The following is a 21,720-nucleotide window of genomic DNA, read 5'->3' on the forward strand; positions in this document are numbered from 1 at the left end:
TATGGGTAAATTTGACCTCCAAAGGAGAAATGTATTTTTAATCACATGTTTACAGGGAATATGCATAAGAAAGAGAAGGGACAGGCAGAAGTGTCTCGTGAGGTGTATGACTTTGGCTCTATATCATGGAAAGGAGCTGATCTAACTGGTCTGAAAGAGCATCTTCTGACCAATATCGATCTCATCGAAGAGTATCCAGAGCGAGAAGCTGAGAGTATTGGTCGCTTGCTTTCTCGTCGTCTCGAGGTCAAGGAGGATCAAGTCATCGTTACCGACGGAGCCACAGGCGCATTGCACTTGATTGCGAGTGTCTCTAGGGGTGCTACTTCACTGATATTGCCTCCTACCAATCAGGAGTTTCGCCATGCGCTCAGTAGGGCAGGGCATACCATAAAGGAGGAGCGTGGGGTAAAGGATTTAAGTAAGCTTGATCTTGAGGGTATAGATTACCTATGGATTTGTAATCCCAATACCCCCGATGGTAGGCTGTTCAGTCGTAGATCTATCCTCACATTGCTCCGTGAGCATCCAGAGGTTACTGTGGTGGTAGACCTTTCGATGGCTAATTATGTGGTGGAGGATAATATTAAGGCTTCGGATATCAAAAAGTACCCTAACCTTATCGTTGTAGGTTCGTTTTCACGTGCCTTCAATGTCCCTGGTCTCCGCGTGGGCTATGCAGTAGCGGTGGCAGAGCGTATTAGTGCTTTCCATGAAAATTATACGCCTAGATGTGTAAGTACCTTGGCACTGGAAGCGACTCGCTTTATACTACTTCATCCTGCACAGTTTACTATCCCAGTGCGCAAGTGGTTGAGAGACTCCATGGAGTTGGGCGAAAAGCTAGAGCAGAAGTGCGATGTTGAGGTTGTGTATGGAGCTACCCCATTTTTTATTGTGCGCATGAATAGAGGGAATGCTGAGGAGCTTGCCACCTTCCTGTGGGATGAGTATAGCATCAAGGTAGGCGTTAAGAGTAGCGACCTAGACCTCGAGCCCAATGAAGTACGTATATGCGGCTTTGTTTCGGCTCGTCCCAATGAGCTCCTAGTAGAGGCTATGACTGAGTATTTTTCACGTTTTGCAGATGCTGAGATAGAAGAGAAAGAGGCATGAAGATAAGAGTCTTTGTGATAGGAGCAGTGCTAATGGCGCTGCTCTTGTCGTGTAATAAATCGAGCGTCCAAGAGCTAAGCGAGCATCCTTCGCTAATTCCACTCCCCAACCAGTTGGAGTGGAAAAGTTTACGAGCTTTGACATTGGATAGTAAGAGTATGGTGTCCATTCCTGAGGAGGTGCCTAATAGAGAGTTACTTGTAGAGCAACTCAATGAGACTTTATCCGCCCATGGTTGGTCTCCCATAGCACTTACAACCAATGATGCTAAGGCAGCAATAAGAGTGGTTATGGATAAGGAGTTGCCTGAGGATACCTATACCTTAGATACAGATGCTTCTCAAAAGGTGCGCATTATAGCGGGTAGCACTGCAGCAGTGGGGTATGCGATACAAACTCTTAGGCAACTGGTAACGGATAAGGGTATTGCAGAGGTAAAGATTGCCGATGCTCCTCGGCTAGAGTACAGGGGAGTGATGCTGGATGTGAGTCGTCACTATATGAGTGTAGACTTTATCAAGCAGCTCCTCGATGAAATGCAGTACTACAAATTCAATCGTTTCCACTGGCACCTTGTAGACGCAGCTGGGTGGCGGCTTCAGATAAAGCAATATCCTGAGCTTACCGATAAGGCAGCATACCGAACCGATACAGATTGGCAGAAGTGGTGGATAGAGAAAGATCGAAAGTATTTGGATAAGGATGCTCCTGGCGCTTATGGTGGCTACTATACCCAAGATGAGGCTAGGGAGATCGTAGCTTACGCAGCGGAGCGTGGTATCACGGTAATTCCTGAAATAGAGATGCCTGGTCACAGCGAGGAGGTACTCCATGTCTTCCCTCAGTTGAGCTGCAGTGGTAAGGCGCTTGAATATGAGAGTGATTTCTGCATAGGCAATGAGGAAAGTTTTACTTTCTTGGAGCACGTACTTGATGAGGTGATGGAGATTTTCCCCTCTGAATACATACATATAGGAGGAGATGAAGCAAGCAAAACTGCTTGGATGAGTTGCCCCAAGTGTACTGCATTGATGAAGCGTGAGGGGATGAAGGAGGTGGACGAACTTCAGAGCTATATGATTCATCGGATAGAGTCCTACCTCAATAGTAAAGGACGGCAGATTATTGGATGGGATGAAATCCTTGAGGGAGGACTAGCTCCCAAAGCTACTGTTATGAGCTGGAGGGGAGAAAAGGGCGGACTATCGGCTGCTCGCGCTGGGCATAAGGTAATCATGACACCGAATACTTACCTTTATCTTGATTATTATCAAGAAGATCCTACTGCATCGGAAAGAAAGCAGATAGGCGGCTTCGTGCCATTGGAGAAGACCTATAGCTATAATCCCATTTCTAGTGAACTGACCCCTGAAGAGCAGAAGTATATATATGGTGTACAGGGAAACCTTTGGACAGAGTATATTATGAATGAAGAGCATGCTCAATACATGCTTTTCCCAAGAGTACTTGCTTTAGCAGAAGTGGCGTGGACAAAACCAGAGTTGAAGGATTGGGAGAGCTTTCGTAAGAGAGTCAATGTGCATGTTCCTCAGCTACATGCAAGAGGTGTTAATAGTTATCCACTCTCTTCTCTTCTTAATATCAAGCATGAGATTAATTATGACCGTCAAGAATTTTCTGTAACCATGACCACTGAGCTCTATCCACATGAGATCCATTATCGTTTGGATGGAGCTGTACCTACTATGGCAGATCCCATTTACACAGAGGGTGATACACTTACCATGCGTGATAGTATGACGCTTGTGGCAGGGATATTTAGAGATGGTCAGTTGCTTGGGGAGCCTACTCGGTTACGCCTGGATTACCACAAGGGGATAGGAAAAAAGGTGGAGTGGCAGCACGAACTCGGTGGAGGTTATCCTGCAGGAGGAGAGGAAACTGCTTTGCTAGACGGGCTGCGAGGGAGTATTACCTACCTTGATGGTCGTTGGCTCGGCAATGCCGCCACCCAAAGTACTATTGGTGTCATTGACCTTGGAGCATCTACTGAGCTGACTCAAGTGAGCACAAAGTGTATGCACGATATTGATCCTTGGATACACATGCCTGAGTGGGTAGAGCTATCTGTGTCTGCCGATGGCAAGGATTACCAAGTGGTAGATAGGGTATTATCACAGACCGACCCTAAGGATACACGTCTTAGGTTCGAGACATTTACCTTCTATCCCAATACAATGGCGAGGTATCTCAAGATAGAATACCACTTGCCTATCTCTCAAAAGTTCCTATTTGCGGATGAAATAGTGATTTGGTAGGAGACCATATCGCAAGATACGACATGTTATTTATGTAAGTGACTGGATGTGTAATTACTTCTGACAGAGTTTGAAGACAATGTTACATGGAGTGGCAGGCTTTTGGCCTGTCACTCCTTTCTTTTTGTCAGTTGGATAATGTTTTGCAGAACTAGGAGTAAAAATAGTAATAGATATGAATTGGGATAGATACACAATCAAGGCGCAGGAGATTCTGCAAAGTGCGATACAGAATGCACAGTCACTAGGGCAGCAGTCGATAGAGCCTCTGCACCTTCTAGTTGCTATCCTCACGGGTGGAGGGCATCTTGTGGAGGCGGTGTTGCCTCAGGCTAACAAGGTGCTTCAGGAAGCCGAGCAAGAGCTTGGTCATTTGCCCAAGGTGCAGGGTGGCGAACCTTATCTGAGTAATAACGCTGCAAAGCTCCTTCAGAGTGCTGAGAAACTATCGGAGCAGATGGGCGATAAGTATGTAGCTTTGGAACATTTGCTCCTCGCTATAGCAGAGCAAAAAGACATTGCTGGTAGACTTCTACAGAGCAGTGGTACTACGACACAACAATTAAGACAAAACATTATGAATATAAGAAACGGAGCAAAGGCGGATAACCCCAGTGCAGACAATACCTACGATGCTCTGGGTCAGTATGCCATTAACCTTTGCGAAAAAGCAAAGAATGGAAAGCTCGATCCTGTTATCGGGCGTGACGATGAGATTCGACGCGTACTACAGATATTGAGTAGGCGTACCAAAAATAACCCGATACTGATTGGTGAGCCAGGTGTCGGTAAGACCGCTATTGCTGAAGGCTTAGCAAGGCGTATCGTACGAGGTGATGTGCCTGAGAACCTCAAGACAAAACAGATTTTCTCTCTCGATATGGGTGCCCTCGTGGCTGGTGCCAAGTATAAGGGAGAGTTTGAAGAGCGGCTTAAGAGTGTGGTTAACGAGGTGAAGAAGTCTGAGGGAGAGGTGATCCTCTTTATCGATGAGATTCACGTACTCGTGGGTGCGGGTGGAGGCGAAGGTGCTATGGATGCAGCCAATATCCTCAAGCCTGCCCTTTCAAGAGGCGAAATACGTATCATCGGTGCTACTACATTGGATGAGTACCGTAAGTATTTTGAGAAAGACAAGGCGCTCGAACGTAGGTTCCAAGTGGTGATGGTCGATGAGCCAGATGAGCTTTCAAGTATTAGTATTCTGCGAGGACTCAAGGAGCGGTATGAAAACCACCATAAGGTGCGTATCCTCGACGATGCCATCATCGCTGCAGTGCGCCTATCTAGTAGGTATATTACCGATAGATTTTTGCCTGATAAGGCCATCGACCTTATGGATGAGGCTGCGGCAAGACTGAGGATGCAGGTAGATTCGCTCCCTGAGGAATTGGATGAGGTGCTCCGAAAGATGAAGCAGCTAGAGATAGAGCGCGAAGCCATCAAGATGGAAGGCGATACTGCCAAGGTCGCGCTCCTCGAAAAGGAGATTGCGGAGCTAAAGACGGAGCAATCCGAACTCACGAGTAAGTGGGATAGCGAAAAGGCTCAGATGGAGCTGATTCAGCAGAATAAGGCTGAGATTGAGCGCCTAAAGCTAGAGGCAGAACAGGCAGAGCGTGAGGGTAACTATGAGCGGGTGGCTATCATCCGATATGGCAAGCTGGAGGAACTCCAGAAAGGCATTGAGGAGGCTGAGCATAAACTACACGAAGTTCAGGGAGACGACGCTCTTATTAAGGAGGTCGTAGATGCTGAGGATATCGCAGAGGTGGTGTCTAAGTGGACCAATATCCCTGTATCACGTATGATGACTTCGGAACGAGAGAAGCTACTTCACTTGGAAGATGAGATGCATAAGCGGGTTGTAGGTCAGGATGAAGCAATAGAGGCTATTGCCAACGCTGTGCGACGGAGTAGGGCTGGGCTCCAAGATGCTCAGAAGCCTATAGGGTCGTTCTTGTTCCTTGGTACTACAGGGGTAGGAAAGACGGAGGTCGCTAGGGCGCTTGCCGAGCTTCTCTTTGATGATGAAAATATGATGACCCGTATCGATATGAGCGAGTATCAGGAGAAACACTCCGCTTCCCGCCTTGTGGGAGCGCCTCCAGGATATGTGGGCTATGAAGAAGGAGGACAGCTTACTGAAGCTATTCGCAGGAAGCCTTACTCTGTAGTGCTCTTTGATGAGATAGAGAAGGCACACCCCGATGTCTTTAATGTGCTTCTTCAGGTACTTGACGATGGACGTCTTACTGATAATAAGGGTAGAACAGTCAATTTCAAGAATACCATTATCATAATGACCTCTAATATGGGTTCGGATGTGATACAGCGTAATTTTGAGGAGGGCGCTCCTGATATGGTGGAGAAGACAGAACGACAGGTGTTGGCACTCCTCAGAGAGCGAATCAGACCCGAGTTCCTCAATCGTATTGATGAGACAATAGTCTTTCGTCCGCTTACCAAGGAGCAGATCGCTCAGGTAGTGCGTATCCAATTGGATAGAGTGGTAAAGACTTTGGCTGATAATAACCTCCAACTCACATATACGGATAGGGCTGTGGAGTATATCGCTACACTCGGATTCGACCCTCAGTATGGTGCCCGTCCTGTAAAACGTGTGATCCAAAGAGAGGTGCTCAACCCACTCTCTGTTGCTGTGCTCGAGGGGCAGGTCTCCAGCGACCAGCCTATTGAACTCGATTTTGAGAACGAAAAAGTGAAGTTTTTGTCTCGATAAGTTTGGTAGTTTAGATTTTTGTGGTATCTTTGCGCTCGTAAGAGAGGTAGAGATACCACACTTTATGACTGACTCATGGTGTAATGGTAGCACAACAGATTCTGGTCCTGTTTGTCAAGGTTCGAATCCTTGTGAGTCAACTATTAGAAGCTGCGAAGAGTGCCAAGCGCTCCTCGTAGCTTTTTCTTTTGCTCCTCTTTATAAGAGAAGAAGCTTCAATTATTTGGTGTGAGGAGAGTGGAAGAGCTGGAAGTGTCTGATTTCGCTCTCGTTTAGAGGAAGTCCCAATCAATATACACTGTGGCAAAGTCCCTGAATTGTGGTATCTTTGGGGTGTATTATGAGTAGTGTTTTTCGTAAAATCATTCGCCCTATCGGGGGGCTATGGCAATGGCTCAGGAAGGTAAACCCTTTCCTGCTCCTTACTATTGTCTTTGTTATCGTCGTGGTGATTCCTAGTGAGTATAGTATTTGGAATCAACTTAAGTATAGTAGAGAGATAGCTCGACAAGAGCGAGAGATAAGACAGCTGGAAGAGCGTATTGAGCGTGCGACAGCTGCGAAGCAGGCTCTAGTAGTTGAACGAGATAGATTGGAGAAGTTTGCTCGTGAACGCTACTTGATGAAAGAGGAGGATGAGGATATTTATTTGATTGATGAGTAATAACAAATACAATAGCAAGCCAGAAGGTAGGGTGCACTCTACCGTATTTCAGCAGGTGCTACTGACGATAGGCCCTATTTTGGTGGTAATTGGGGCTATAATATATAGTTTCCCACTGCTTACTGCATATGCTGGTTGGGTGATAGCATTAGGTGGTGTGCTTGGGGCTTTGGGGGCATTACTCCTGTCTATTAGAGGACGAGAGGGAAGTGCACGAGTAAGGCGTTTGGATCGCATGATCTTTTTGGGGCTATTGATGTTTATTGTATCGGGAGGGTTTATGATACAGGGGTCGAGTTCGTGGCTAGTTATCTTGGCTGTTGGTACAGTATTTTATATTTATTCGGTATTTGCCAAGGATAGGGCGTTGAAAAAAGAGGATCAGAAAAGATGGAAATAGAGGATAGACGGTTGGTGGTCATCCCGACTTACAATGAGATTGAAAATATTCGCGCCATACTCGAGGCTGTGATGAGCCTAGAGCTGGCGTTTGATGTCTTGGTCGTAGATGATAATTCGCCCGACGGAACAGCTGCAGAGGTGTTTAAGCTTATGGAGGAGTATCCTCAGCGGATTCATATCCTCCAACGACAGGGCAAGCAGGGACTCGGGACAGCCTATATTGCTGGTTTTAAGTGGGCACTGGTGCAGGGGTATGACTATATCCTAGAGATGGATGCCGACTTCAGCCATAATCCTGAGGATTTGATTAGACTCTATAGGGCTTGTGCTGAGGAGGGTGCGGATCTCTCAATTGGCTCGCGATACGTTAACGGTGTAAATGTGGTGAACTGGCCACTAGGTCGTGTATTGATGTCTTACTTCGCCTCTAAGTATGTCCGTGTAGTAACAGGGATGGGTATCAATGATGCAACGGCAGGTTTTGTATGCTACAAAGCAGAGGTATTGAGAACCATTGACCTTGATGATGTACGTTTCAAGGGCTATGGCTTCCAGATAGAGATGAAGTACACTGCACTATTATGCGGCTTTGTCCTTAAAGAAGTGCCGATTATCTTTGTGAATCGTGTGCTGGGTACGAGCAAGATGAATACGAGTATCTTTGGAGAAGCGTTCTTTGGAGTAATGAAACTTCGTTGGTGGAGTTGGGTGCGAAAGTTTCCACAGAAGGGGACAATAGAAAGGAAGTAGCTATGGATACTTTAATCAAAGGAGCAACAATAGTCAACGAGGGTGCACGCCTGGAGGGAGCCTCGCTATTGATAAGGGGCGAGAGGATTGCGAAAATATATCGGAAGAGTGAGGCACTTCCAGATGCCGATAGGGTGATAGATGCGGAGGGTTTACTATGTTTGCCAGGGGTGATTGATGATCAGGTGCATTTTCGTGAGCCTGGTCTCACGTATAAAGGTGATATATCCACGGAGAGCAGAGCGGCTGTATTGGGTGGCGTGACCAGTTATATGGAGATGCCCAACTGTAATCCGCAAACCACCACGCTTGAGGCTTGGAAGGATAAGATGGAGCGAGGGCGCGACCATTCGTATGCTAATTATGCATTCTACTTTGGCGCTACCAATGACAATAGCGAACTTCTAAATCAGTTGGATTTAAAGTATACGCCTGGTGTCAAGGTCTTTATGGGGGCTTCAACTGGTAATATGCTGGTGGATAGAGAGGAAACACTTAAGAATATCTTTGAACAGTCTCCATTGCTTATTGCCACCCACTGTGAGAGCGAGGAGGTGATACAGCGCAATAAGACAAAAGTCATAGAGAACCATGGAGAGGATGCTGGTGTAGAATGGCACCCCATAATAAGAAGTGCTGAAGCGTGCTATGCAAGTAGCCAGAAGGCTGCTCAACTCGCAACTGAGAGTGGAGCCAAATTACATATCCTCCACTTAAGCACAGCTGATGAAATCTCATTGTTAGATGCTTCGGAGCTTATCACAGGGGAGGTATGTGTGCACCACTTATGGTTTACTGATGAAGACTATGCACGTCTTGGAACCCGTATCAAATGGAACCCCGCTGTAAAGGGGGTGGAGCATAGGGAGGCTCTTAGAGCTGCCGTCAGGGATGGGCGCCTCAATATCGTGGCTACAGATCATGCCCCACACTTACTGAGTGAGAAAGAGGGTGGAGCGTTAAAAGCAGCCTCGGGTGGACCATTGGTGCAACACTCTCTATTGATGATGCTTGAGCTGGTAAGGGAGGGGGTATTCACACTAGAGCGAGTGGTAGCGTGTATGTGCCACAATCCTGCTACATTATTTGAGGTAGAAGAACGTGGCTTTATACGAGAAGGTTACTATGCTGATATTGTTTTAGTAAACCCTAGTAGCACTTGGGCTATTAGTAAAGAGAATATTGCTAGTAAATGTGGCTGGAGTCCACTAGAGGGCGTGACCTTCAGGGATAAGGTGGAGTATACTTTCGTGAATGGCTATGAGGTGGTAAAAGCTGGAGAAGTAGTGGAGGATACAATGGGTATAGCAGCTCGTCCACTAACTTTCGATCACAAGAACTGGAGATGATGAGAGGTGCCTTTTGGTTTAGAGTATTGGTGCTGATAGCGTTGTCTGTGTTTGGCATTGATGCTTTGGCTCAGATTGATATGGAACGTCAGCTCAGAGAGCGTGCTGAGCATCATGATACGTATGATGATTCGGATAGAGATAGGCATGGTAAGTTTAACACTTTCTATTTGAGTCCTCGCACGGGTGATATCAATAATGCATGGGCTGATACTTTGATGCTCAATTACTATCATAGGGCATTTGTGGAGGGACTAAATGTGGCAGAGGCTTATACTGGCACTCAGGCATCGCCCTATCAGTCGAAGATATATTTCGATCGACCGCTCAATCGATGGGGTGCATTTTATTTTACCAATCCTTACAATCATTTGATACGTCGTGGCAAGCGGATGCAGTGGTATGACACCAAGGTGCCTTATACTTTCCTGAAGTATCTTACGGTTGGGGCTGGAGAGAATAAGGAGCAAAACTTTACGTTTGACTTTAGTACCAACCTAGGCAAGCGGTGGAGTCTTGGAGGAGATGTGGATATTGATTACGCCAATGGCTATTACGCATCTACTAATAGTAATAACATTACTTATCGGGTGTTTTCCTACTATCGAGGTAATCGTTACCAAGCGTATGCCTCTATCGGCAATACCAATACGGTTAACCAAGAGAGTGGGGGTGTGACGGATATGAAGTATATCACCAATCCGGATGAGTTCAATGAAGGACGTAGAACACTCCAGCCTAAGGATATCCCCACTAAGTATAAGTCGACCTGGAATAGGGTAATCTATGGGGTTGGTAGGCTGTACCACAAGTATAGTCTTGGTTTCTACCGCGAACTGGATAGTGAGGGCAATATTATTCAACCCAAGCCAAAGCCTGAGTCTCAACCTCAACCAGAGCTAGAGGCTCCAAAGGACTCCATAGCACCGATATTGCCAGAGCTAGAGGCTCCTTCTGATACAATCCCAGCAATGGAACCTACTAGCGCGCCAAGTATTCGGAAGCGTACAGGCAAGTCTTCAGGGCAGGCAGATGCTCCGAAGGAAGGTGAGGAGGAAGAGGAGCAGCAGGATAATAGGATATTCATCCCTGTTACAAGTTTCTTCCACGACTTCCAGCTAGAGCAAGGGTCTAGAAGATGGCTCTCGCTTGATCCTGCTTTTGAGAAGGAGTATCCGAAGCCTATTATCCCGAAGCCTACAGGAGGGCGCTACTTCCCCAATGACTATTTCCACGTACTGAAGATTAGCAATACTCTGGGAGTAGAACTAATGGAAGGTTTCCATAAATGGGCGAAGATGGGTATTGCAGCCTTTGTATCGTATGATATTGTGCGCTATACTCAACCATTGATGGATGAGGAGGACGCACTGAGACTCAAAGTAGATAAGATTGAGACGCTAAAAGCAACCGAGAACACAGTGTACGTGGGAGGACGTATAGGGAGTAAATCATTTAAGTACTTCGACTATTATGTTTGGGGACAATTGGGTGTTGCAGGAGCTCAAGCAGGTGAGATTGAGGTGAAGGGTGAGCTTAATACCCATATCCCATTAATGAAAAAGGAGGTAGGACTATCGGCTACGGTCGATTTGCTCAATACTCGACCATCCTACTTCCTTCGACATTATAAAGCGAGCCTGCACGAGTGGAATCAAGATCTTGCTATGATTCAAATGCTAAGGATTGGAGGAGTATTGGATATACCTTTTACGAAGACGCGAGTGCATGTGGGCGTAGAGACCCTTCAAAATCCAATGTTCGCAAACAAGAAGGGTGAGCCTATTCAGGAGCGTACTAATACTAGGGTACTGGCGGTGGGTTTGGATCAGAAGCTTAGCTGGAGGTTTATCAACTGGGAGAATAGCATCGTATGGCAGAAGAGCAGCAATCAGTCCATCACACCATTGCCAGAGCTATCGGTGTACTCCAACTTGTACGTGCGCTTCTTGATTGCTAAGGTGATGACCCTACAGTTGGGCGCTGATGCTAAGTGGCACACTGCCTATCATGCACCTTACTACGAACCGAGTACGCAGCTATTCCGCGCTCAGTCCGATGTGATGATAGGCGGTGGCATACCACTTGTGAATGCTTATGCAAATCTACACCTGAAGAGAACCAAGTTCTTCTTTAAGTACTATAATATCGGGGCTCTTATCGCCAAGCCTAATAACTTTTCGATGCCTATGTACCCGACATATCCGCCTGTGCTTAGAATGGGTGTAGCGATAGACTTACGCAATTGATAGGGCAGAATATGGGACTTCAAGAGAGAACAAAGAGAAGGCTAATTGCCAATGCTTTTGCTATCCTAGCAGTAGCGCTAATGATGTGGCTCTTTACAAGCAAGAGAGGAGGTGAGAAGACAGCTTCTACAGAGAGTATATCTGTACTAAAAGTGGCAGTAGACTTAGCACCTAATGGACTACAGGTAGATAGTCTTGGGGAACTTTCGGGAAGACCGAAGGAGCTACTAGACTTGCTCCTCCCAAATCAAGAGAAGGAACTGGTTCCATTTACCACAAGAGCGGAGGCTCTAGTAGCCCTAATGGCTGGTGAGGTACAGCTCTATGCGACATCTATGCCGTATTCCTCTGTAGAGGATATGGATGGGATCACAGCCACTGAGTGGCTCTATACTTCTCGGTTTTCGCTCCTTTTTCATGAGGGCGATGCGAATTGGGCAAGTCGTTTTTCAAGCGATAGCACATCAACAGTGGTGGTCTCTGAGGGGGATCAGGCAGCTGTGACTATCTTAGAAAACCTATCGGAGCTTACCTATCCATCCCTAAGGATAGAGGTGCGGGAGGCTTCTCCATTGGAGTTAGGTGCAGAGCTATCCAAGAGGCGTATCACTTATCTAATGTGTGATAGTGCAATTGCAGAATCGATCGTAGCTGTAGATAGTACACTTCAGGTGTCGCATGACGTAGGTTTTGATTTGCATCAAGTTTGGTTAGTCCGTGACTCGGATGATCGTCTTCGGAATATGCTCGATACCGCAATTGTAGCCCATCGGGGGAGCCGTGAGTGGATGAGAATAATAAATAGCAATAAGTGAGATAGAATTGGACATTAAAGATATTCAAGAGTTTGAGGACTTCTATCATTTCGGTCTGGACGACCGAGTGCTAGACGGACTAGATGCGATGGGTTTTAGACAGCCATCGCCCGTACAAGCGGCCGCTATTCCCAGTATTTTGGAGGGAAAAGACGTGATTGCTTGCGCTCAAACGGGCACAGGAAAAACGGCAGCATTTGTGCTGCCTGTACTTAGTGAGCTAGCCTCTGGAGAATACCCCGAGGAGTATGTCAATGCCGTAATTATGGCACCGACAAGAGAGCTAGCACAGCAGATTGATAGGCAAATAGATGCGTTTTCCTACTTCGTGGGTGCAAGTGCGGTACCTATTTATGGTGGTACGGGAGGGATAGAGTGGGAACAACAAAAGCGAGCATTAAAGATGGGAGCAGATATGATTATTGCTACCCCTGGGAGACTCCTTTCGCACATAAACCTGAATACCGTAGACCTGTCTAGGGTCAGTTTCTTTGTATTGGACGAAGCTGATCGAATGCTCGACATGGGCTTCTTCGAGGATATTGTAGAGGTGTACAAGCTCTTACCAAGAGATGTACAGACGATAATGTTTTCTGCCACTATGCCAGATAAGATACGTAAACTGGCTAAGCAGATTACTAAAGATGCTGTAGAGGTCAATATTGCTATCTCTAGACCTCCTGAGTCTATCGACCAGAGCGTTTACTTCTGTGGGGAAGATGAGAAACTCGCCCTCCTAATGGACATATTCAAGGAAAAGAATCCATCCAAGGCGATTGCCTTTTTTGGTTCAAAAGATCGGGTGAAGCAGGCACATCGACTCTTGCGTTCCAATGGTTTTGAAGTGGCAGAGATGCACTCCGACCTTGATCAAGAGCGGCGCAACGAAGTAATGCTCAACTTCAAGAATGGGCGCACTCATATAATAGTAGCTACAGACATCATCTCTCGTGGTATTGATGTCGATGATATACAACTGATTGTTAACTATGATGTGCCTAGCGACCCCGAGGATTATGTGCATCGTATCGGACGAACTTCTAGGGGAACCAATCTTGGTGGCTCCGCAATCACCTTGGTAAATAATAAGGACAATGGACGGTTTATAGATATTGAGAAGTTCCTTGGCTACAATGTACAGCGCAATGAGCTCCCAGAAGGATTTACCGAACTGGCTACTAGTGGAGTGTCTGATGAGAAAAGGTCTACTGGCAAGGGACATCGACCGCATAGACGTAAAGACAATCGTCCGAATAGGCAGAAGGGAGAGGGTAGAGTAGAAGGCCAACCTGGTCAGAATACTCATAGGAAGAAGAGGTACAACAAGAAGAAAAAGAGCAAAGAGCAAAATGGAAATAACGTACAATCCAACTGATCTCCTACGACTACAGAGCGAATTATCCTCTTCCCGACAAATAGTTCTCCTAGGGCATGTCTCTCCCGATGGTGATGCTGTCGGCTCTACTTTGGCGCTATCTCGTGTCCTTCGTAAGCAAGGGCACTCCACAAATGTACTCTATCCTACGCCATATCCACATAGTTTTGGCTTCCTTGAGGGGGCATCAGAGGTCGTAATTGCCAAGCATAGCCCCGAAGAAGCTAATAGGCTCTTGGAGGAAGCTGAGATGATTTTCCTAATGGACTTCAACGAACCCAAAAGAGTAGAGCAACTAGAGCAACCCCTAATCTCATCCAAAGCCTTCAAGGTGATGATTGACCACCATCTTCATCCTACTGGGATGGTAGATGTATGCTTCTCATATCCTCAGAAAGCAGCAACATGTCTACTCACATACGAACTTATTATGGCTCTGGGATGGGAGACGTATATGGACAAACAGGTCGCCGAATGTATCTATACAGGTATGATGACCGATACCGGAGGCTTTAATTATAACTCGGAAGACCCTTGCCTTTATACCGCCCTCTCCGTACTTTTGGAGCACGGAATAGAGAAGGATGCTATCACCAGCCTCATCACTCGTAGCTTCTCGATCGATAAGGTCAGGCTCAATGCCTACCTCCTTGCCAATAACCTCACCTTCTTTCCTAAGTACCATACTGCGATTATCACCATGGGTATGAAGGAGAAGTCTATGTTCGAGTATCAGGTTGGGGATACCGAAGGACTAGTGAATGAGCCCTTAGCGGCTAAGGATATTCACTTCTCCATCTTCCTTCATGAGCAGGCGAAGTATACCAAGATATCGCTACGCTCCAAGGGAAAGTTCCCTGCAAACGAGTTTGCCAGCAAGTTCTTCAATGGTGGCGGGCACCACAATGCGGCTGGTGCGGAGGTATATGCCTCACTTAATAGCGTATATGATATGGTGTTGGAGGCGGTAAAGCTGATGCACCCAGAGGATAATGACTAAGGATAAGTACCATAACTATACTCCAGCGCCACTTTGGGCGGAGGGTGTCCGGAAGGAAGGAGAATCACCTCTTCTGATAGCTGGGCCCTGTAGCGCAGAGACCCGCCAGCAACTCCTCTCCACAGCTCGAGCGTTGCACAGTAATGGCATAAAGGTTCTTCGAGCAGGTGTCTGGAAACCGCGCACCTACCCAGGTGGGTTTGAGGGCGTAGGAGAGGAAGCTCTCTCTTGGCTCATAGAGGCTCGAGAGGAGACAGGCATGCTTGTGGGGACAGAGGTCGGTACTGCTTTCCATGCCGAGAAGGCACTTGCCGCTGGGTTGGACTATCTATGGATAGGCGCACGGACCACAGCCAGCCCCTTTGCCATTCAGGAAATAGCCGAGGTGCTTGGTGGTAGCGATGTCCCAGTCTTGGTCAAAAACCCGCTCAACCCTTCAGTAGATCTTTGGAAAGGTGCAGTGTATCGTCTGATAGAGTCTGGTGTACGTCGGGTAGGGCTTATCCATAGGGGCTTCGACATCGGTGTGCCCCAAAGCCTCCGCAATACCCCTCTTTGGAGTGTGGCTTCGGATATGAGGCGAGAACTCCCCCATCTTCCCATCTACCTAGATCCAAGTCATATTGCAGGGCGGAGGGATTATCTAGATAAGCTCATCCAAGTGGCCCACCTCCTGAAGTATGATGGCATAATGATCGAAAGTCATCTCAATCCTGATGAGGCGTGGAGCGACAGAAACCAGCAGATAACGCCTGCCAAGCTAGCAGAGACGATGGCGAATCTGCCCGAGGCATCGGAGCGACAGCTTCATTTACTCCGCGATGAGCTGAGTGGGATTGACGAACGACTCCTATTGTTACTCTCCATTCGCCGAAAACTATCGCACGAGATAGGTGCCGTGAAGCGGGTCTACGGCTTCACCCCCTATCAGGAGGAGCAATACCTGAGCAAGCTCAGAGACCTAACCGCTGCTGCCGGGTTGTACGACCTTCCCGAAGGGCTCCTTCGCCACCTCTATGCAATTATTCATGATGATTCAGTCGCACTACAGAAATAATGAAGCTGACACACACCTCTATTAAGCTGGAAAAGCTGCACTTCTATAGCTACCATGGACTACTGGAGCAGGAGAAGAGCGTGGGTAATGACTTTGAAGTCTCTCTGGAGTTCCACTTTCCGGCGCTTGAAGTAATGGTAACAGGAGACCTCGCTGAGGGCATCAATTACGCGCTTATCTATAAGTTTATAGAGCGTGAAATGGCGATTCCTACAGAACTATTGGAAGTGCTTTGCTATCGTATGCTGGAGCACCTCAAGGAAGAATTTCCGCTTATCTCCCAAGCCACCCTCTCAATCACCAAGCTCGCGCCCCCTATTGAGGGCTTCGATGGCGCGGGTATCTCATTCTCTGCTACTGCAAATTATGAAGCTAACTGACTTTGTCGCTATAGACTTTGAGACTGCCAACCAGCACCGCCATAGTATATGCAGCGTGGGTATTGTAGTAGTCCGCAATGGTAAGATTGTAGAAAAGGTCTGCCGATTGGTGCGCCCTGCACCCAATTTTTATACTCAATGGACCACCGAAATCCATGGTCTCACGGCGGAAGATACCGATACGGCACCACCTTTCCCAGAGGTATGGCAAGAGATTGAGCCCTATATAGGTGGTCTGCCATTGGTTGCCCACAATAAGAGTTTCGATGAGAACTGTCTCAAGTCCGTCTTCGAATACTACGAGATGCCTTATCCAGATTATCCCTTTTATTGCACCCTAGTTACCTCTCGTAGACAATTTCGGGATGATATGCTGCCCTCTCATAGCTTGCCATTCGTAGCACAGCATTGTGGTTTTTGTCTGGAAAAGCACCATGATGCCCTTGCCGATGCGGAGGCTTGCGCACATATCGCACTTCATCTCGACTTCTAGATTAAGCACAAAGAAGAGCCCCACTGGTGTAGTTGCGTCAGTGGGGCTCTTCCTTGTGCTTACTTTTTCTGCATGAATCGCTCCTCCTTGATAGAGAGTAGACGGCTCTTAGCATACTTTGCCCATTCGCTACCCTCTATGGTATTCGGGTCGGTCTCTTTGAGTAGTGCATTGAGGTAGCGCTCCTCATTGTCCCAATCGTTGAGTTTTCTGTAGGTGCGCGCTATCATGTAGAGTACTCGCCTATTGCTCGGGTCTATCTCATAGGCACGCTTTAGGTACTTAACCCCCGACTTCCATTGCTGACGCTCCAGATAGATTTGCGCCCTTCGCTCCTCCAATTGCGCCGAAAAGGTAAGTATTTCGGGCGTACGAAAGGTTAGGGAGTCTGCCTCATCTATCAGGTTTATGGCCTGATCCAACAGTTTAAGTCGAGTCTTTGCTAAAGCTAAATCGGAGAGAATCAGAGGCGTTCCACCCTGACTATACTCCACCGCTTCTGTAAGTACCTTCTCTGCTCGCATCGAAGACCTAAGACTTTTATCCATCAGAAGGAGGCTCCCTAGGTAGTAAAGGGTATTCACATTCTTATCACCAGCATCGTATAGTGTTTGGAATTCGTCCTGCGAAGCGCTGTAATGCTTCATGGCGTATAGCGTATGGGCAAGCTCACGCCGAATAGGCTTCGAACCTGGGTGTACCTTTAGGAAGTCGGTCAATAACCCCAAGTACTCTTCTGACATGTTATTTGACCGGGCGAGCTGGAGCAGAATCACCAGGTTGCTTTCGTTAAAGGGGTACGCTTTCGCAATCGCTTCCCTATAGTATATAGCGCTATCGGGTATGAGCAGCGCCTGATAGCTATTTGCGAGTAGGAGGTAGTCTTTGATATTGAACGTGGTATCTGCGTCAACAAGCTCTCTCATCACCCCGATAGATGCAGGGTACTCTCCGATAGCGTAGAGTAGGGTACCTTGCCTTCGGGAAAGGTCGGGCGTGCGTTCTTCACACTGATCCAAGAGGTCGAGCGCTTCGTAGAAATAACCAATCTCCTCCAAGTGCTTGGTGATGCTATCCAGTTCGGCAACCGTTTGTGCCTGAGCACTCATGCCTATGAGTGCTAGTACCACTGAGAAAATCATCTTTTTCATCATGAGTCTATTACTTTTAGGTGTTGTATCGGTCTCTCGTATTTTGGGCAAATATAGCATAAATCTTACCTATAGCAGAAATACCCTCGACGTTTTCGCCCGAAACCCTCGACCTTTTTCACGGAAACCCTCGACCTTTTTCACGGAAACCCTCGACCTTTTTCACGGAAACCCTCGACCTTTTTCACGGAAACCCTCGACCTTTTTCGCGGAACATCTTTGTTCTCCGAAAATATACCCTCTGTTATGCGTTGGATAACCTCAAATGTCTTGCTTCAGACCTCTCTTTAGTGGGGTCGTAACAGAATTGTATTGTTTTGGTAATCCCAAAGAGTCCTCTAATTCTTAATGTTTCGTTAAATTTGCGTCGCTATATCGGGTGGGTAGCTATTCCCACGTGAATATATTTTAATTGAGCGGATGTATAATGAGTATATTAACTAACTTTTTTCTTGTATGAAACTACAGAAAATGCTTTTTGCCATGCTGGCGACACTCCTCCTGAGTATCCCATCAATGGCACAGGTAACTACCTCTGGAATTTCAGGTAAGATCGTTGACCAGAACAACGACTTCCTTCCAGGCGTATCGATTACCGTTACCCACACACCATCTGGTACAGTGTATCGTACTATCTCCAATGCGGAGGGGTACTTCCGTATCATTGGTATGCGACCAGGCGGTCCTTATGAATTGGTTGGTCGATTCTTGGGTTATCAAGACACCAAGGTGGAGAATATCAATCTAGCCCTTGGCGAGACCAACTCTGTTGATATCAAGATGAACGAGACCTCGTTCTCGCTAGGAGAGGTTACTGTCCTCGCTGACCGTTCATCAGTCTTCAACTCACAAAGGACAGGAGCTGCCAACAATTTTACCTCCAAAGTAATCGAGTCTACACCTATGATCTCCAGGAGTATCTTTGACGTGGCAAAGCTTACTCCTTCAGCAATCTCTACTGGTAACGGTACTTCTTTTGCTGGTTCGAGCAATAAGTACAATAGTTTCCAGATAGACGGAACGGTCAATAACGATGTATTTGGTCTCTCTAGCGCTGGTACCAACGGCGACCAAGCAGGTGTAACACCTATCTCACTCGATGCTATTGAAGAGATTCAGGTGGTTATTGCTCCTTTCGATGTAAGACAAGGTGGCTTTACCGGCGGTGGTATCAATGCGATTACTAAGAGCGGTACCAATACTTTCCATGGGACAGCCTATACCTATTATCAGAACCAAAACCTGATTGGTAAGACCCCAGGTAAGGATGTGAAGAACAGAGAGCGCCTAGGGAAGCAGAATAGCCAGACTTTTGGCTTTACCCTAGGAGGCCCTATTGTAAAGAATAAGCTATTTTTCTTCACTAACTTCGAGTACACCGGAGATGATTACCCAACCTCTTATAATATGGGTGATGCCAAGAAGGATGGCAAGAAGTATGTTGCTTCGCCAGGTGTTTCTTTGATTACTAAGGATGAAGCAGACCAAGTTATTAATCACCTCAAGACCCTAGCTAATGGGTACGACGGTGGTGGATACGACGCCAAGAACGTGGATACACGTGGTTACAAAGCCCTAGCGAGGTTCGACTGGAACATAAACGACAACCATAAGATGACCCTTAGATACAACTTCACAAAGGGTCGTAAGCTAAACTTCAGCCGTGGTAAGGACAATTTGAGGCTTGGGGACAATGGTTACTACATGAATAGTACAACGCACTCATTGGTTACAGAGCTTCAGTCTAGATTCTCCGAGACCATTAGCAATGAGTTCCGTTTTGGTTTTACCCGTGTTAGGGACTTCCGTGAGATGGTAGGTATTGCTATGCCGACTGTATCAATCGAGCTTGATGGCAATAGAAGGATATCCTTCGGCTCAGATCCCTACTCATCAGCTAATGAGCTAGACCAAGACATCTTTACTCTTGCTGATAACCTCTCTTTATTCCTCGGCGACCATACCGTGACTATTGGTACCCACAACGAGTTCTTCAAGATGAGGAACCTCTTTATTCGCCAAAACACAGGCGAATATAGGTACAGTAGTATTGCGGACTGGCTCTCTGTGGGAACTCCTCAAGAGGTTGCCCCAAAGCAGTATGACTACTCATTCTCCGACGTGGATGGTAACCGTAGATGGTCTCCAAGGTTCGGTGCTGCACAAGTAGGATTGTATGCTCAGGATGACTGGAGAGTGTCCGATGACTTCAGACTCACTTATGGTCTTCGTGTAGACGTGCCAATTTTCTTCGATAAGCCAAGTGTCAATGAAGCATTCAATGCTACCAATATTGCTAAAGACTTCCAGGTGGCAACCGATCAGATGCCTGCCTCTATTCCTTTATTCTCACCTAGAGTAGGCTTCCGTTGGAACCTAAATGAGAGCAAAGCGTCACTTCTTCGAGGTGGTGTAGGTGTCTTCACAGGTAGAGTACCATTTGTGTGGATCTCTAATAGCTTCTCCAATACTGGTGTTGAGTACAACAGAACTAGACTTCAGAAGAATGATTTTGCAGGTGCTATCGCCGATGGATTCAAGTTCCAGATGGACCCAGCTAATCAATACAAGCCTTCAAAAGTTTGGAATTCTGAGATCGATGTGCTGGATAAGAAGTTCAAGTTCCCACAAGTACTACGTCTGAACTTGGCTTGGGAACAAAGATTGCCTTACGATATCCGTTTCACACTCGAAGGAATCTACTCCAAAACGCTTAATAACATAATGTTTAAGAATCTCTCTTTCGAGAGGGATGGTCAGCTAGACAACGGCACAGGGGATAAGAGATTCTTGTACACCCAGAGGGCAGAGTCCAAAGCGTACAATGGAATCATCTACCTAACAAATTCTAGCAAGGGGTATAGCTATAATATTACAGCTAAGCTTGAGAAGAATTTCGACTTCGGTCTGTCTACTATGCTCGCCTATACTTATGGAGATGCAAGAGCTATCAATGACGGAACCTCAAGCCAAGCCTATTCAAACTGGCAGTACAATGAGATATATAATGGTGATGATGACCAAACCATCTCGTTTGCCGACTTCAATCGCCCTCATAGTATCATCGCAAATATAGCTTATCGAGTAGAGTATGCTAAGAACTTTGCAACGTCAGTGAGCCTCTTCTACTCAGGTCTCAGTGGGCGTAACTACTCTATGGTCTACAATGGCGATATCAATGGCGACCGCGCAAATGGTAATGACCTAATGTATATTCCTACCGAGCAGGAGCTACAAGGTATGAAGTTTGTAACCAATAGGACGGTCAAGACCGATCCTGAGGAGCAAAGAGCAAACTTCGCTAAGTGGATTGAAAAGGACTACGCTCAGTACAGAGGAACATATATCCCACGTAATGCACTCATGGCTCCTTTCGAGCACGAGTTTGATTTCCATCTGGCACAGGATTTCTACTTCAATGTTATGGGTAGGAGGAATACCCTTCAGGTTAATTTTGATGTCATGAACATTGGTAACCTTATTAACCCAGCATGGGGTATTCAGAACTCTGTTGGATACAACTATAACCCAATGGCAGTTAGTCGTAAGGGAAATGAGGTCTCTTACACATTCAATATGCCATCTAGCCCAAGTTTGACCCCTAGAGTATATTTTGAGGTGTTTTTTTTGGCATTTTGAGGAGTGAAATGCTGATTTCATCGGGGTAGTTGTTTTTTAAATCGAAATGTAGTACACAGCGGTGGATTTTTTTATCCTTACCTTTGTGGCACTATGCATTTTATTTCGCAGACAAGATATAATCCGGATTCTGGGAGGGACGAAAAGTACTACCGTATCAAAGAGTCTTTTCGGGATAAGTTGGGGAGAGTGCGTTCGCGTATTCTGCTCAACGTCGGATTTTGGTCTGGTCTGACGCCAGAAGAAGTTCGTGACGTT

At 46.6% G+C, this 21,720-nt stretch carries 16 protein-coding genes and 1 tRNA gene; 16 read left to right on the forward strand and 1 reads right to left on the reverse strand.

Annotation, left to right across the window (positions count from 1 at the left end; genetic code table 11):
* Positions 1 to 60: 60 nt before the first annotated feature.
* The 15 genes from A3GG_RS0107975 to A3GG_RS0108045 all read left to right on the forward strand — a co-directional run bounded on the left by A3GG_RS0107975 (position 61) and on the right by A3GG_RS0108045 (position 16,672).
* Positions 61 to 1,116, forward strand: coding sequence for an aminotransferase class I/II-fold pyridoxal phosphate-dependent enzyme (locus tag A3GG_RS0107975; RefSeq protein ID WP_156808713.1), 1,056 nt, complete (start codon positions 61 to 63; stop codon positions 1,114 to 1,116).
* A complete protein-coding gene (locus A3GG_RS0107980) occupies positions 1,113 to 3,395 on the forward strand; it encodes a family 20 glycosylhydrolase (RefSeq protein ID WP_018358775.1) in 2,283 nt (760 codons plus the stop codon). The genes A3GG_RS0107975 and A3GG_RS0107980 overlap by 4 nt, the downstream gene beginning before the upstream one ends.
* Positions 3,396 to 3,570: 175 nt before the next feature.
* Positions 3,571 to 6,138 carry an ATP-dependent chaperone ClpB gene (gene clpB, locus A3GG_RS0107985; RefSeq protein WP_018358776.1) on the forward strand — a complete coding sequence of 856 codons (2,568 nt, stop codon included), beginning with the start codon at positions 3,571 to 3,573 and terminating at the stop codon, positions 6,136 to 6,138.
* Between the two features lie 69 nt (positions 6,139 to 6,207).
* Positions 6,208 to 6,278, forward strand: a tRNA-Gln gene (locus A3GG_RS0107990).
* Positions 6,279 to 6,478: 200 nt separating this feature from the next.
* Positions 6,479 to 6,802, forward strand: a complete 324-nt coding sequence (locus A3GG_RS0107995; protein WP_018358777.1) for an FtsB family cell division protein — start codon at positions 6,479 to 6,481, stop codon at positions 6,800 to 6,802.
* Positions 6,795 to 7,202: a hypothetical protein gene (locus tag A3GG_RS0108000; protein WP_018358778.1), complete on the forward strand. Its 408-nt coding sequence runs from the start codon at positions 6,795 to 6,797 to the stop codon at positions 7,200 to 7,202. The genes A3GG_RS0107995 and A3GG_RS0108000 overlap by 8 nt, the downstream gene beginning before the upstream one ends.
* Entirely contained in the window at positions 7,193 to 7,954 is a 762-nt protein-coding gene (locus tag A3GG_RS0108005) for a polyprenol monophosphomannose synthase (protein ID WP_018358779.1), read from the forward strand. Before A3GG_RS0108000 ends, A3GG_RS0108005 begins: the two co-directional genes overlap by 10 nt.
* 2 nt (positions 7,955 to 7,956) lie before the next feature.
* Positions 7,957 to 9,303, forward strand: a complete 1,347-nt coding sequence (locus A3GG_RS0108010) for a dihydroorotase (RefSeq protein WP_018358780.1) — start codon at positions 7,957 to 7,959, stop codon at positions 9,301 to 9,303.
* Positions 9,300 to 11,552 carry a putative porin gene (locus A3GG_RS0108015; protein ID WP_018358781.1) on the forward strand — a complete coding sequence of 751 codons (2,253 nt, stop codon included), beginning with the start codon at positions 9,300 to 9,302 and terminating at the stop codon, positions 11,550 to 11,552. Before A3GG_RS0108010 ends, A3GG_RS0108015 begins: the two co-directional genes overlap by 4 nt.
* Before the next feature lie 11 nt (positions 11,553 to 11,563).
* Positions 11,564 to 12,367, forward strand: a complete 804-nt coding sequence (locus tag A3GG_RS0108020) for a type 2 periplasmic-binding domain-containing protein (RefSeq protein ID WP_018358782.1) — start codon at positions 11,564 to 11,566, stop codon at positions 12,365 to 12,367.
* Positions 12,368 to 12,455: 88 nt separating this feature from the next.
* Complete coding sequence (locus A3GG_RS12145) at positions 12,456 to 13,742, forward strand: DEAD/DEAH box helicase (protein ID WP_051074824.1); 1,287 nt, start codon at positions 12,456 to 12,458, stop codon at positions 13,740 to 13,742.
* Positions 13,717 to 14,742, forward strand: a complete 1,026-nt coding sequence (locus tag A3GG_RS0108030; RefSeq protein WP_018358784.1) for a DHH family phosphoesterase — start codon at positions 13,717 to 13,719, stop codon at positions 14,740 to 14,742. The genes A3GG_RS12145 and A3GG_RS0108030 overlap by 26 nt, the downstream gene beginning before the upstream one ends.
* Positions 14,735 to 15,799, forward strand: coding sequence for a bifunctional 3-deoxy-7-phosphoheptulonate synthase/chorismate mutase type II (locus A3GG_RS0108035; RefSeq protein WP_018358785.1), 1,065 nt, complete (start codon positions 14,735 to 14,737; stop codon positions 15,797 to 15,799). The genes A3GG_RS0108030 and A3GG_RS0108035 overlap by 8 nt, the downstream gene beginning before the upstream one ends.
* A complete protein-coding gene (locus tag A3GG_RS0108040; protein ID WP_018358786.1) occupies positions 15,799 to 16,179 on the forward strand; it encodes a dihydroneopterin aldolase in 381 nt (126 codons plus the stop codon). The genes A3GG_RS0108035 and A3GG_RS0108040 overlap by 1 nt, the downstream gene beginning before the upstream one ends.
* Positions 16,166 to 16,672: a 3'-5' exonuclease gene (locus A3GG_RS0108045; protein ID WP_018358787.1), complete on the forward strand. Its 507-nt coding sequence runs from the start codon at positions 16,166 to 16,168 to the stop codon at positions 16,670 to 16,672. The genes A3GG_RS0108040 and A3GG_RS0108045 overlap by 14 nt, the downstream gene beginning before the upstream one ends.
* A 59-nt stretch (positions 16,673 to 16,731) precedes the next feature.
* Here the strand turns inward: A3GG_RS0108045 and A3GG_RS0108050 are convergent, their stop codons facing one another.
* On the reverse strand, positions 16,732 to 17,826 hold the full coding sequence (locus A3GG_RS0108050; protein ID WP_018358788.1) for a tetratricopeptide repeat protein: 1,095 nt from the start codon (positions 17,824 to 17,826) through the stop codon (positions 16,732 to 16,734).
* 453 nt (positions 17,827 to 18,279) lie between these two features.
* Between A3GG_RS0108050 and A3GG_RS0108055 the strand changes: the two genes are divergently transcribed.
* Entirely contained in the window at positions 18,280 to 21,462 is a 3,183-nt protein-coding gene (locus A3GG_RS0108055) for a TonB-dependent receptor (protein WP_018358789.1), read from the forward strand.
* Positions 21,463 to 21,720 lie beyond the last annotated feature (258 nt).

This window comes from Porphyromonas levii DSM 23370 (assembly GCF_000379925.1).
GTDB classification, from domain to species: domain Bacteria; phylum Bacteroidota; class Bacteroidia; order Bacteroidales; family Porphyromonadaceae; genus Porphyromonas_A; species Porphyromonas_A levii.

Bases quoted from the DNA above. Each gene is read 5' to 3' on its own strand.
- A3GG_RS0108020 (WP_018358782.1), top strand. From the start codon at position 11,564: ATGGGACTTCAAGAGAGAACAAAGAGAAGGCTAATTGCCAATGCTTTT.
- A3GG_RS0108030 (WP_018358784.1), top strand. From the start codon at position 13,717: ATGGAAATAACGTACAATCCAACTGATCTCCTACGACTACAGAGCGAA.
- A3GG_RS0108045 (WP_018358787.1), top strand. From the start codon at position 16,166: ATGAAGCTAACTGACTTTGTCGCTATAGACTTTGAGACTGCCAACCAG.
- A3GG_RS0108005 (WP_018358779.1), top strand. From the start codon at position 7,193: ATGGAAATAGAGGATAGACGGTTGGTGGTCATCCCGACTTACAATGAG.
- clpB (WP_018358776.1), top strand. From the start codon at position 3,571: ATGAATTGGGATAGATACACAATCAAGGCGCAGGAGATTCTGCAAAGT.
- A3GG_RS0108040 (WP_018358786.1), top strand. From the start codon at position 15,799: ATGAAGCTGACACACACCTCTATTAAGCTGGAAAAGCTGCACTTCTAT.
- A3GG_RS0108050 (WP_018358788.1), bottom strand. From the start codon at position 17,826: ATGATGAAAAAGATGATTTTCTCAGTGGTACTAGCACTCATAGGCATG.
- A3GG_RS12145 (WP_051074824.1), top strand. From the start codon at position 12,456: ATGGGTTTTAGACAGCCATCGCCCGTACAAGCGGCCGCTATTCCCAGT.
- A3GG_RS0108015 (WP_018358781.1), top strand. From the start codon at position 9,300: ATGATGAGAGGTGCCTTTTGGTTTAGAGTATTGGTGCTGATAGCGTTG.
- A3GG_RS0107980 (WP_018358775.1), top strand. From the start codon at position 1,113: ATGAAGATAAGAGTCTTTGTGATAGGAGCAGTGCTAATGGCGCTGCTC.
- A3GG_RS0107995 (WP_018358777.1), top strand. From the start codon at position 6,479: ATGAGTAGTGTTTTTCGTAAAATCATTCGCCCTATCGGGGGGCTATGG.
- A3GG_RS0108000 (WP_018358778.1), top strand. From the start codon at position 6,795: ATGAGTAATAACAAATACAATAGCAAGCCAGAAGGTAGGGTGCACTCT.
- A3GG_RS0108055 (WP_018358789.1), top strand. From the start codon at position 18,280: ATGAAACTACAGAAAATGCTTTTTGCCATGCTGGCGACACTCCTCCTG.
- A3GG_RS0107975 (WP_156808713.1), top strand. From the start codon at position 61: ATGCATAAGAAAGAGAAGGGACAGGCAGAAGTGTCTCGTGAGGTGTAT.
- A3GG_RS0108035 (WP_018358785.1), top strand. From the start codon at position 14,735: ATGACTAAGGATAAGTACCATAACTATACTCCAGCGCCACTTTGGGCG.
- A3GG_RS0108010 (WP_018358780.1), top strand. From the start codon at position 7,957: ATGGATACTTTAATCAAAGGAGCAACAATAGTCAACGAGGGTGCACGC.